This is a genomic window from Pseudoalteromonas luteoviolacea H33-S, from assembly GCF_001625695.1.
Lineage (GTDB): Bacteria > Pseudomonadota > Gammaproteobacteria > Enterobacterales > Alteromonadaceae > Pseudoalteromonas > Pseudoalteromonas luteoviolacea_B.
This window is the reverse complement of the sequence record NZ_AUXY01000035.1, coordinates 132,709-144,716: the sequence shown is the minus strand read 5'-3', so window position 1 is coordinate 144,716 and position 12,008 is coordinate 132,709. Positions and strand designations below refer to the sequence as shown.

The following is a 12,008-nucleotide window of genomic DNA, read 5'->3' as shown; positions in this document are numbered from 1 at the left end:
CACCCGAAGCATCATATTTACCTGATAGTTTTATCTCGCACATCGCTTTATTTTTTCTAAAGTGTAGGCGATTTAATAAGGCTCGCTATCATATACTCAAACGCCTTGAAATTGAAGTTTCAGACATGAATTAGCGATTAAATTTTCAACCAAATCGGCGAAGACGAAATATAAATAGGTTCATAGGGTTTATTTTCTTCATAGCAACAACCATTCGTGATTTATTGTGATTGATTCACACTCTAAGTTATGGAAAACGTCTTTGAGTTAGGTGATAGCTATCGGCGCTATGAAAATGTTACAACGGCTTAAATTGATACTCCAATGGAGAGCGCTGCTGAACTTGGATTTCTCTGTTTGGGGGCAGAATGTTACGCCTATAAGTCGAGATTGCCCATTGGAGCATATCTGCAATATCATCGATTTGATTGAGTGTGTTGGGTTCGTAACCTAAAAACGACAGTGCGGCTTTGAGGGCGGGCTGTGGCATTTTGTTATCGATTGCCGGTGCATGGTTTTGTTTAGAAAGTTTAAAACCGGGCTCTGCAACCGCCAATGGCACATGCAAATAGCTAGGTGGTGTTGCGTTAAGTTGGTTGAATAAACTTAACTGCCTTGCTGTTGGCTCAAGTAAGTCGACTCCGCGTACAACATGGCTAATTTTTTGCTCTATATCATCGACCACAACAACCAGTTGATAGGCATAAAGGCCATCACGACGTTTCACGGTATAGTCTTCTTGAGCGATGAGCTCAGGTATAGAAACTGTACCTTGCAGCGCATCTTCAAACTGATATGTGGGGAAGTTTTGTTTTAACCGTAGTGCATTGTTCTCAATTTGATTTTGTGAGGCACGGCAATGGTTATCATAAAATCCGCCACGTTGTTTAATTTGCTTACGAGTACAGGTACATGCGTACACATCGGAAGTGGACATTAAATCCGTTAAGACATCTTGATAAAGCGAATGTCTTTGGCTTTGATAAACGACTTCTTCATCCCAATACAATCCATAGGCTTCAAGTGTGGCAAGAATATCATCCGCTGCACCTCTAACAACGCGAGGTGTATCAATGTCTTCCATTCTGACTAGCCATTTTCCGTGGTGCGCTTTGGCATCGATATAACTGGCTAAGGCAGCGATTAATGAACCAAAATGAAGTGCGCCGGAAGGTGAAGGGGCAAAGCGTCCTCGATAATCTGAAGACGTACCCAGAGCGAAAAGGTGATTTTGCTCTGGGTCTTTTGTCTGTGGGGTCTGCATAACTGCTGAGTTTAACCTATCTAACTTACAGGTTAATTACTCGGCTTAACCTCGACCTTGCTGTTTTTCTTTTATCTCAGCAAGTGTTTTACAATCCACACATAGATCTGCAGTTGGACGAGCTTCTAAACGACGGATGCCAATCTCAATACCGCAAGAGTTACAGAAACCAAAATCATCTTCTTCAATCAGCTGTAACGTTTTTTCAATTTTCTTGATCAGCTTACGCTCACGGTCACGTGTACGCAATTCAAGAGAAAACTCTTCTTCTTGCGCTGCACGGTCAACGGGATCAGGGAAATTTGCCGCTTCATCTTGCATGTGAGTCATGGTGCGGTCTACTTCGTTACGAAGGTCGTTACGCCATGCTTCTAATATTTTTTTAAAATGAGCTAGCTGTGCCTCGCCCATGTATTCTTCGCCCGGCTTTTCTTGGTAAGGTTCTAAACCGGCCTGAGCCAATAACCCTAGTTTTTTTTGGTCTGGCATAGCATTCTCCTAAATCCTTAATAAACAACCCCAGCTAACGCCGGCGGCTATAAATAGCAAAATCTTCAACCCTTAGCAAACACTTTTTGCATAGCCTCTGTTCGTAAACAAGCCCTTGGGGTGATGTTTTTAACGGCTGATATATGTGGGTAAAGATTTTTTTTTCAAGTATTGAGTACAGATACTTGCTTAATTACTTTTACCTCAGTCGGGGTGATTTGTGCTTTATATGCATATATTTCAACCCCTTCGCCTCTCGCTTCTGCCAATAATTGGGCATATTTTTTATCTATATGCGCCGCCGCTTGAACAGATTCGATCCCATCGTGCATAACTATAAATAATAGCACGGCACGCTGGCCTTGTTTTTTTATATGGATCAACTCTCTAAGGTGCTTTTGTCCGCGAACTGTTTGCGCATCAGGGAAGTAACCTTGACCTTGTTCTAACAAGGTCACAGATTTAACTTCGACGTAGCAATCTGGTTTGTCATCGCTTGAGAGCAAAATATCGATGCGACTATTCTCATGGCCATACTTTATTTCACTTTTGATCTCATCATAGCCAGCAAGTTCTTCAATACGATTTTCTTCTATTGCTTCATAAGCTACCTTGTTTGCGACCCCAGTGTTGACGCAGATCAGATGACCCTGATTATTTTCAGTTAATTCCAATGAATGCGCATATTTGCGCTTTTTGTTATCGCTAGTGGAGTAATAGGCTTTGAAGCCACTATCCGCACATCCTGTCATTTTACCTGTGTTTGCACAGTGCACTGTGAACTCTTCATTGTCATTGGTACGTAGGTCGACCAAAAACCGTTTATAACGCTTGAGCAGCGTGGCACTTTGGAGTTGAGATGAAAATTTCATTGTTTAGTCGCATTCGTTTTGGGGCTATGGGGCTGCTAGTGTACACTGACAAGCAACAACAAGCGTAAGAGTGAAAATCTATATGTCTGATAAATTTATTGTTCGCTTAAGTGAACAAGCGCCTGCAACACATTGGGGCAATAATGCATCACTGTCATTTGACGAGCAGGGTGCAATTATTCATTTAGCTGAGCAAGAAACACTAAAGCATATTCAAAAAGCGGCTCGTAGCCTAGCACAACAGGGGATCCCTGCGGTAGCGTTAAGTGGTGAGGCATGGTGCACTGAGTCTCAGTGGGCATTTTATCAGGGCTTTGTGAGCCCAAAACAGCTTGACCCAGTTACTTTTGCTGAAAATGCACAGTCAGATTTAAAAGAGTTACAAGCACTTAAGCAAGCGGCGACTTGGATGCGCCAAATGATCAATGGCACTGCGGAAGACATTTATCCTGAGAGCCTTGCAGGTAAAGCCGCTGAATTTATTCAATCTTTGGCACCTGAGCATGTCAGTTATCAAATCATTAAAGGTGATGCACTACTAGAGCATCAATGGATTGGTATTCATGAAGTAGGTCGCGGTAGCGAGCGCGCACCAGTGCTACTTGAATTAGACTTTAACCCAACGGGTGATGAAGATGCGCCTGTGAGCGCGGCGCTTGTGGGTAAAGGTATTACATTCGATTCAGGCGGTTACTCAATCAAGCCAAGCGAAGGCATGTTGACGATGAAGTGTGACATGGGTGGCGCAGCGACAGTGACTGCGGGCCTTGCGTTGGCAATCGAGCGTGGTATCGATAAGCGTATTAAGTTGTTCTTGTGCTGCGCTGAAAACTTGATCTCAGGTCATGCATATAAGCTAGGTGACATCTTAACGTATAAAAATGGCACAACAGTTGAGATTGTGAACACAGATGCGGAAGGTCGTTTAGTACTTGCTGATGGCCTAATGGCTGCTGGTGAAACGGGGGCGCCATTGATCATTGATGCGGCAACACTCACCGGTGCGGCGCTAATGGCTGTTGGTCAAGAGTACAATGCGCTGTTTGGCCTAGACAAAGAGTTGGTTGGTGAAGTGCAGCAATTTGCTAGTGAAGAATTTGAGGCTGCATGGCCACTGCCGTTAGAAAAGTGGCACCAAAATAATTGCCCTTCGGCGTATGCTGATACTGCAAACAGCCGTGCACAAAAAGGCGGTGGTTACGGCGGCGCGTCTAATGCTGCTGGTTTCTTATCACGTTTTGTGCCGAATGAAGGCCAAGGTTGGGTTCACATTGACCTTGCGGCAAGCTTCCAAAACAATGCCGGTGCACAGTGGGCATCTGGCGCAACGACTATGGGTATGCGAACTGTCGCACGTACCTTGATTGCAAAAGCTTAAAGTTCTGTTAAAAGCCTCTAAATAGAGGCTTTTTTACTTGGTTTGTGATTAAGAGAGCAGGGCTGCGGCAAGGCGGACAAAGTCAGAAGAGGTTAAAATTCCCAGTAGCTTTTTGTTTTCATCAACCACAGGCATACAGCCATGGCGATTTTCGACGAAATAGGTCACGACCTCATGCAGGCTTTGTTTGGGGGTTACACTGACAAAATCTTTCGCCATTACTTCACTGACCTTTTCTTGCTTTTCTTTTCGTTCTAGCGCTAGGTTGCCGTAGGTCGATAAAATGTTCATGACTTTGGCAATCATGATCTTTTGCGTCAACATACCCACTAAGTGACCGTCGTCATCAATGACCGGAATATGTCGAATATTCTTTTCTCGCATTAAATTGTGTGCGTCATGCAGGGTGTGCGAAGATTTTACTGCTAATGGATCTGGCGTCATTAATTGTTCAACAGTGTGCAGCATAGTTTTTTCCTATCAGTAAAGCTTACTTTTAGGTATAACTGATAATAGCGTTGTTTTCCTGCGTTTAGATCAAGAAAGTGCTCATCATATCAATGGAGCTATGGGGTTAAGTTATTTGATTTTTGCAGTGCTGCCAGCCGAATAGATTTATTTTCAACGAGTGTTGATAAGGGGACCAGTTCGAACCCTTGAATTTGCAAATCTTGTAGTGCGCGATTTAAAAACTGATGTGTCTGTGGGTAAGGGTGGGCAATGCCTATTGCATATCCTTGTTCTGTCGCGATGGTCTTAAGTTGATTAAGTTGTATCTTTAATTGTGCATGATCAAGTTCATTGTCTAAAAATACGTGCCTTGCCACATTATCAACGCCGTAGAGATTAGCTGCAGTCTGCGCCTGACTATAGGGGGTCGTGCGGCTATCTAAAAAGTACAGATCGCGCTTTTTCAGTACTTCCATAGTCCATTTCATGGCTTCTGTGTGTTGAGTCAGTGCCGATCCCATGTGGTTGTTAACGCCTTTTACGTGGGGAAGGCTAGAGAGCGCATGACCCAGCGTTTTTTGCAATTGCCACTTTTGCATATCCAGTGTTAAACCGCCAGGGCCCAGGGCTTTATTATCTAAAGACTGCATTGGGATGTGCAGAATAAGCTCTTTCTTTTTTAATGCGGCTTGATAGGCAAAATGTTGAGAAAATGGCGTGTGAGGGAGCAGGGCATAAGTCACTTGACCTGGTAAGTTGAGTAACTCCAAGTCTCTTTGGTGATTTCCAATATCGTCAATGACAATGGCGATTTGCTTAGCATTACAAGCAAATACACACAGCCACAAAGCTGTAACAGCAAGTTGTTTTAAGCGCACAAGTTAAATCACAGTTTTTGTTATGTTTTATTTTGGTCGTTTCTTTAACGACGCTCTTATCACCTAAACTAGCACGATTTTTATACTGATAAAAGCGTCATTATTATCTTTAATTTACTGTAGGTTGCTGTTTTACCACTAGTTGACGTGCAGCATGCCAGTGTTTTTCAAGGCGAGTAAATAAGTCTTTATTCGCTTTGTCGTTGCTCATTATAGCTGTTTTATTGAGGCTCGATAGGGCGTTTTTACTATATTCAACATCCGGCTTTATCCCTGTGCCCTCAATAGATTGCCCTGAAGGCGTATAATAGCGAGCTGTGGTTAATTTTAGTGCGCTTGTACCGTTGCCTATCGGGATCAATGACTGCACAGAACCTTTGCCAAATGAGCCTTGTCCGAGGATCAGTGCGCGCTTATTATCTTGCAGTGCGCCAGCTAAAATCTCAGCAGCTGAGGCCGATTGCTTGTTGATCAAAACCAAGATAGGTGCGCCATTTAAAATGTCGCCTTGAACCGCATAAAACTTCTGATTAGCATCAAAAAAACGGCCTTTGGTGGTGACAATGACACCGCTTTGTAAAAATAAATCCGAAATCGCAACAGCACTATTGAGTGTTCCTCCTGGGTTGTCTCTCAGATCGATAACCAAGCCCTTTAAAGAGAGACCACTGTGTGCAAACAGCATATTGATGTGTCTAGCTACGTCATGATAGCTATGGTTATTAAACGAGGAGATAGAAATGTAGCCTATATCCCCTTTGAGCAGCTTACTGGTGACGCTTTCAAGCGTGATTTCTTGACGTCTCAGTGCCAGTGTGACGTGTGCTTCCTCTCGCTCAACGGTGATGTGAATAATAGACAGTTTGGCTTCTCTTAACAGCTTGGAGACCTCTGAGATGCTTTTATTTGTGACGTCATGTGTATTGACGGCAACCAACTTATCTCCCCCTTCAATACCCGCTTGCTCAGCAGGAGAGCCTGGTAATGTATCGACAATGACAATTCGATTTTCCACTTCTTCGACTTCAATGCCAATCCCCGTATAACGGCCATTGGTGGCACTGAACAAAGTTTCTAATTCGTGTTCATTTAGATACTTGGAGTACGGGTCTAACTGCTCAAATAATTCGTTGAAGTTATGTTGCTTTATATGAGAAGTAGGCACTTCTTCAACATAATATGTTTGGATGTGATAAAGAATTTCTTCCATGTGTGCATGGCTAATTTGCTTTGCCTGCACGGAGGAAAATAATAAGGTAAAAAATAATGCGCATAGGTAGATGTGCGCGCGTTTTAGGTTATCGGGCGGGGAAATTGAGACAATGTATTTCATATGCTGCTCCTAGTGACGGGGCAGCATAGGTTATTCATTTAACTTGATCTGCACCATTTAACTGGATTCACAGCGCTTCCTTTATGCCGTATTTCGAAGTATAGCCCAGGATTTTGTTGTCCGCCGCTTTGTCCCACTAATGCGATGGCATCCCCCGGGTTTACATGGTCGCCAACATCTTTTAAAAGGGTTTGTGCGTGCCCATATAAGCTCATAAACCCTTTACCATGGTCAAGGACAATGACCCAACCAAAACCATTTAGCCAATCCGCATAAACCACATGGCCGGGCGCAACGCTGTTGACTTCAGTGCCTGTTTTACCGGCAATCATAACGCCTTTCCAATTCATACCGACGTGTTTACGTTGGCCAAACCGCTTTTTGATTTTGCCTTTTAGTGGCCATGCCAATTTTCCCTTTAGCCGTTGCAGACCGTCTAATTTGGCAATAAACACCTCTTCTGAAGGCGCTTGTACTTCCGCGAGGGCTTCTAAGGTGGTTTTTAAGGTGGTTTCATTTTCTTCTAAATAAGCAATGGCTGATTGTGTTTTAAGCAGTTTATTATTTAGCTTGCCTAAGTGTGTTTGACGCTGTTTTTGCGCAAGTTGTAAATCACTTTGCCTGATCTGCTGTTGCTCAAGGAGTGCAATGAGTTGTTGCTGAGATCTGACTAGCGCTTGCTGGTTTTCTTCAAGCTCGACAAAGACCATTTTTAGGTCTTCTAACTGATTGATCCGTGCTTTGTTAAAGTAGTCGTAGTAGCTAATTGTGCGCTCAAGTGCTGCGGTTTTTTGTTGGTTGAGCAGCATTTTTGAATAGTCATGGCTGCCAGTGACATAGGCACTTTTTAGTTGCGCAGCAAGCAGCTTTTGTAACTTGTGCTTGCGGCGATTCAGCTGCGCGCCTTCTTGCTCGAGAGCATACTGCTGTTGTTTGTTTTCGCTTATACCTTGTTGTGTCAGCGTCAACGCTTTTGCACTTCTAGCAATTTCAAGTTCAAAGGACTGCAAGCGCTGTTTGAGTGCACTAAAAGACGCTTGTTGTTCTTTGTAAGCAGCCTGACTCTTTTTTAATTCAGCCTGAACCGCAGCCAAATCTGCTTTGGTTTGTGATTCATTGGCCTCGGCATGCGCCGAGAACAATGAAATCACCAAAACTAAGCTGGCGAGTTTACCTCTTACCATACTTATTTTAAGCGCATAATTGGCGAACCAGTCATCTCTGCTGGTTGCTCTAGACCCATCAGGTGCAGCATGGTTGGTGCTACATCGCTCAGTGTCTTATTGACTTGTGGCTCGGCATCACGACCAACATATATAAATGGCACCGGCTCGCTAGTATGTGCTGTGTGTGCCTGTCCTGTGTTTGGATCTTGCATTTGCTCAGCATTACCATGGTCAGCTGTGATAAGTGCTTCGCCACCATGCTCTTTCAGTGCTTCAACAACACGACCAATACAGTTATCGACTGCTTCACATGCTTGAACTGCGGCGTCAAATACACCAGAGTGACCGACCATATCGCCATTTGGATAGTTACAGATAATGGCATCATACTCACCGCCTTGAATGGCTTCGATAAGTTTATCTGTCAGCATTTCTGAGTTCATTTCAGGCTGTAAGTCGTATGTTGCTACTTGCGGTGACGGGATGAGTTCGCGCTTTTCACCTTCAAATAAGTCTTCACGGCCGCCACTGAAGAAGAATGTAACGTGTGCGTACTTTTCTGTTTCTGAAATACGAAGCTGTGTTTTGTTGTGTTTTGCAAGCCATTCGCCCAGTACATTGTTTAGCTTCTCAGGGGCAAATGCGATAGGGGCGTCGATGTCAGCTGCGTATTCCGTCATCATGACAAAGCTGCTAAGTGCTGGGGCTTTTTTCTTCTCAAAGCCAGCAAAATCTGCATCGACAAATGCACGTGTCATTTGTCTTGCGCGGTCTGCCCTGAAGTTTAAAAATAGAATTGCATCACCGTCATGGATCTGAGCTGCTTGCAGGCCTTCTGGCGTGATGCTTGTTGCTTTGACAAACTCATCATTTTCATCGCGTTGATATGCAGCTTCTAATGCCTCAACACCGTCTGTAAACGTATATTCCGCCTCACCAGACACCATAAGGTTGTATGCTTGTTCGACACGTTCCCAGCGATTATCACGATCCATCGCGTAGTAGCGACCGACAATTGATGCTAAGCGGCCAGTACCAAGGCGAGCAAAAAGCGCTTCAATACGCTCGATAGATGCTTTTGCGCTGCGTGGTGGTGTATCACGACCATCTAAAAACGCGTGGAAATAAATGTCTTTGGCACCGCGTTGTGCGGCAAGCTCAATACTGGCAACAATGTGGTCTTCATGACTGTGAACACCACCTGGACTCAGTAGACCCATTAAGTGCACCGCTTTACCCTGCGCAACTGCATCATCAATGCTTTTTACTAAGGTTGGATTATGGGCAAATTCGCCATCATCAATGGCTTTGGTGATACGAGTAAAATCTTGATATACGATTCTTCCTGCACCCAGGTTGACATGACCTACTTCAGAGTTACCCATTTGGCCGTCAGGCAAACCGACATCTAGACCAGACCCTGAAATTAGCGTTTTTGGCTGAGATTGCCAAAGCGAATCAAGAACAGGTGTATTAGCCGCGAGGATTGCATTGCTTTGTGTTTCTTCTCTATATCCCCAGCCATCTAATATGATAAGTACCAGTGGTTTTTTCTTCGTAGTCATTTGGGCTCCTGAAAAATGCACGATAGATGGCGCATAGAATACCTTGTTTAGCTCGAAAATTCAGCCCTAAGCTGGTGATTTATGTTCAAGATTGATTAATCTTATGGTAACACCTTTCATATAAAGCCTGCTGTGAAGAGCGATTGTGGATGTTTGTTATCAGAGGCTTAAAAATAGAATTTAAAGATACCTTCCTTAGAGTGTATGACAATAGGTTTGTACCAAGAGACGTAAAAACGTATACTCGCTGCACTGTAAGTTTTATCTGCTAATTAAGTGGCAAGGTTCATGGAACAATATATAACTTTTTTCACCAATCACCCTGTATTAAGCATTATCTGGGTCGTCCTAGCAATCATGTTGGTACACAGCTGGTATAAAAGCCTATTTTCATCAATTCGTCAGATCAACCCTCAGCAATTGACTATGTTGATCAATCGTGAAGATGCCCAAGTGCTTGATATGCGTGGCAAGAAAGAGTTCACGGCAGGCAGGATCGCGGGTGCCGAGCTGATGAATGTCGACAAAGCAAAACAAAATGACTTTGGTGGACTTGAAAAGTACAAAACAACGCCCATTATACTTGTGTGTAATACAGGTATGACTGCCAACAACATTGCTGAGAGAATGAAGCAGCAGGGCTATGAAAAGCTACATGTGCTATCTGGCGGCATGAGCTCATGGCAAAGTGCAGGACTACCAACGACAACTGGCAAGTAATTGGAGTGAACAAATGAGTAACAATGTAGTTATCTACACCAAAGATTATTGTCCGTTTTGTCATCGTGCGAAGGCACTATTAGATAGCAAAGGCGTCACATATACAGAGTATGATATTGCTGTACAGCCTGAACTTCGTGATGAGATGATCGAAAAAGCCAATGGCGGATATACCGTGCCACAAATTTTTATCAATGAGCAGCACATTGGTGGCTGTGATGATATGATGGCACTTGAAGCTCAAGGTAAACTAACCCAGCTATTGGCTTAGTCGAGCGAAATTAAAAAATTTCCAGCACTTAAAGTATTCATTAAGTGCTGTTTAACAAAAATTTATAGGAATAATAATGACTGAACAAAATCAAAACGCGGCAGCAGAACAACAAGAAGGCCCACAATTCAACATTCAGCGCATCTATACTAAAGATGTATCTTTTGAAACGCCAAATTCTCCTGCTATTTTCCAAAAAGAGTGGACACCTGAAGTTAAGCTAGATATGGACACGCGTTCAGCTAAGCTAGACGAAGGCGTATTTGAAGTTGTTCTTGCATTAACAGTGACTGCGACGATTGGCGAAGAAACAGCATTCCTATGTGAAATTCAACAAGCGGGTATTTTCTCTGTAGGCGAATTAGAAGAGCTACAGCTTGCTCATATGCTTGGTGCTTTCTGCCCTAACATCCTTTTCCCTTACGCTCGTGAAGCAGTTGCAAGCTTAGTTAACCGTGGTACTTTCCCACAGCTTAACCTTGCACCAGTTAACTTCGATGCACTATTTGCTCAGTACATGCAACAACGTGCAGCGCAAGAGCAAACAGCTGACGCATAATCTATGAATACATCACAGTCTGCTGTGACCGTATTAGGGGCGGGGTCTTATGGCACCGCCCTTGCTATTTGTTTTGCTCGAAACGGTCACCGAGTAACTTTATGGGGACGCACACAAGCTGATATTGAACAATTGGCTGCTGAGCGTCAAAACAGGCGCTACCTTCCCGATATTGAGTTTCCAGCGTCGCTGACGTTAGAGACTGACTTGGCGCGTGCGGTTCAAGCAAGCAAAATTGTCTTGGTTGTGGTGCCAAGCCATGCATTTGCCCAAACTCTTAAGCAAATCCAACCTTATCTTCAAAGTGGAGCTCAGGTTGCGTGGGCCACTAAGGGCTTAGAGCCAGATACGGGCAGGCTTTTAGAGGAAGTGGCCAAAGAAGTACTTGGTGAAGAAGTACCTTTAGCAGTTTTATCAGGGCCTACTTTTGCAAAAGAGATGGCTGCAGGCTTACCAACGGCTATTTCTGTTTCAGCAAGAGACGAAGGGCTTCGCACTGAGCTTGCGCGCTTACTACATTGTAGCCGCTCGTTCAGAGTGTACAGTAACGATGATTTTATCGGTATTCAGCTCGGTGGTGCAGTGAAGAATGTGATTGCCATAGGCGCTGGCATGTCAGATGGCTTTGGCTTTGGTGCCAACACGCGGACCATGCTGATCACGCGAGGCTTGGCTGAGTTATGCCGTTTAGGCTGTGCGCTTGGCGCGAAGACGGAAACTTTTATGGGTATGGCAGGACTAGGCGATTTAATCCTTACTTGTACCGACAACCAGTCTAGAAATAGGCGCTTTGGTTTGGCACTTGGGCAAGGAAAATGCGTTGATGATGCAATGAGCAGCATTGGTCAAGTCGTTGAAGGTTATCGCAATACCAAAGAAGTTTTTTTACTGGCTAAACGCAGTGGTATTGAAATGCCGATCACAGAGCAAATCTACCAAGTGCTCTATGAGCAAAAAGATGTAAAAGAAGCTGCCATGGCACTATTAGGCCGAGAGCAAAAGTCAGAATAAGACATAAAAAAACCACCGTTTGGTGGTTTTTTTGTTTTGCCTTTCAGGGAGA

The 12,008-nt window shown here is 44.0% G+C and carries 13 protein-coding genes; 5 read left to right on the top strand and 8 right to left on the bottom strand.

The window, feature by feature from the left end; all coding sequences use genetic code 11:
* Positions 1 to 298: 298 nt before the first annotated feature.
* The 3 genes from gluQRS to sfsA all read right to left on the bottom strand — a co-directional run bounded on the left by gluQRS (position 299) and on the right by sfsA (position 2,625).
* On the bottom strand, positions 299 to 1,264 hold the full coding sequence (gene gluQRS / locus N477_RS02425; RefSeq protein WP_063361024.1) for a tRNA glutamyl-Q(34) synthetase GluQRS: 966 nt from the start codon (positions 1,262 to 1,264) through the stop codon (positions 299 to 301).
* A gap of 45 nt (positions 1,265 to 1,309) precedes the next feature.
* Positions 1,310 to 1,753, bottom strand: coding sequence for an RNA polymerase-binding protein DksA (gene dksA / locus N477_RS02420; protein WP_039611892.1), 444 nt, complete (start codon positions 1,751 to 1,753; stop codon positions 1,310 to 1,312).
* Between the two features lie 164 nt (positions 1,754 to 1,917).
* Complete coding sequence (sfsA, locus tag N477_RS02415) at positions 1,918 to 2,625, bottom strand: DNA/RNA nuclease SfsA (protein WP_063361023.1); 708 nt, start codon at positions 2,623 to 2,625, stop codon at positions 1,918 to 1,920.
* An 82-nt stretch (positions 2,626 to 2,707) separates the two neighbouring features.
* Here sfsA and pepB point away from each other — a divergent pair, with 82 nt between their 5' ends.
* On the top strand, positions 2,708 to 4,003 hold the full coding sequence (pepB, locus tag N477_RS02410) for an aminopeptidase PepB (RefSeq protein ID WP_063361022.1): 1,296 nt from the start codon (positions 2,708 to 2,710) through the stop codon (positions 4,001 to 4,003).
* A gap of 48 nt (positions 4,004 to 4,051) precedes the next feature.
* Here the strand turns inward: pepB and N477_RS02405 are convergent, their stop codons facing one another.
* From N477_RS02405 to gpmM, 5 genes are all read right to left on the bottom strand, one after another.
* Complete coding sequence (locus N477_RS02405; protein WP_063361021.1) at positions 4,052 to 4,471, bottom strand: HPP family protein; 420 nt, start codon at positions 4,469 to 4,471, stop codon at positions 4,052 to 4,054.
* 98 nt (positions 4,472 to 4,569) lie between these two features.
* Complete coding sequence (locus N477_RS02400; protein WP_063361020.1) at positions 4,570 to 5,331, bottom strand: divergent polysaccharide deacetylase family protein; 762 nt, start codon at positions 5,329 to 5,331, stop codon at positions 4,570 to 4,572.
* 109 nt (positions 5,332 to 5,440) lie between these two features.
* Positions 5,441 to 6,664: a S41 family peptidase gene (locus N477_RS02395; RefSeq protein WP_081216381.1), complete on the bottom strand. Its 1,224-nt coding sequence runs from the start codon at positions 6,662 to 6,664 to the stop codon at positions 5,441 to 5,443.
* 38 nt (positions 6,665 to 6,702) lie between these two features.
* Complete coding sequence (locus N477_RS02390) at positions 6,703 to 7,848, bottom strand: murein hydrolase activator EnvC family protein (RefSeq protein ID WP_063361019.1); 1,146 nt, start codon at positions 7,846 to 7,848, stop codon at positions 6,703 to 6,705.
* 2 nt (positions 7,849 to 7,850) lie between these two features.
* Positions 7,851 to 9,395 carry a 2,3-bisphosphoglycerate-independent phosphoglycerate mutase gene (gene gpmM / locus N477_RS02385; RefSeq protein ID WP_063361018.1) on the bottom strand — a complete coding sequence of 515 codons (1,545 nt, stop codon included), beginning with the start codon at positions 9,393 to 9,395 and terminating at the stop codon, positions 7,851 to 7,853.
* Between the two features lie 288 nt (positions 9,396 to 9,683).
* On the opposite strand from gpmM, the gene N477_RS02380 reads away from it, so the two are divergent.
* The 4 genes from N477_RS02380 (at position 9,684) to gpsA (ending at position 11,956) form a co-directional block, all read left to right on the top strand.
* Positions 9,684 to 10,115: a rhodanese-like domain-containing protein gene (locus N477_RS02380; protein ID WP_063361017.1), complete on the top strand. Its 432-nt coding sequence runs from the start codon at positions 9,684 to 9,686 to the stop codon at positions 10,113 to 10,115.
* A 13-nt stretch (positions 10,116 to 10,128) separates the two neighbouring features.
* Positions 10,129 to 10,386, top strand: a complete 258-nt coding sequence (gene grxC, locus N477_RS02375) for a glutaredoxin 3 (RefSeq protein WP_063361016.1) — start codon at positions 10,129 to 10,131, stop codon at positions 10,384 to 10,386.
* A gap of 76 nt (positions 10,387 to 10,462) precedes the next feature.
* Complete coding sequence (gene secB / locus N477_RS02370) at positions 10,463 to 10,945, top strand: protein-export chaperone SecB (RefSeq protein WP_063361015.1); 483 nt, start codon at positions 10,463 to 10,465, stop codon at positions 10,943 to 10,945.
* A 3-nt stretch (positions 10,946 to 10,948) separates the two neighbouring features.
* Positions 10,949 to 11,956 (top strand): NAD(P)H-dependent glycerol-3-phosphate dehydrogenase, encoded by a 1,008-nt coding sequence (gene gpsA, locus N477_RS02365; RefSeq protein ID WP_063361014.1) that lies wholly within the window; start codon positions 10,949 to 10,951, stop codon positions 11,954 to 11,956.
* The last annotated feature ends 52 nt before the right edge of the window (positions 11,957 to 12,008 follow it).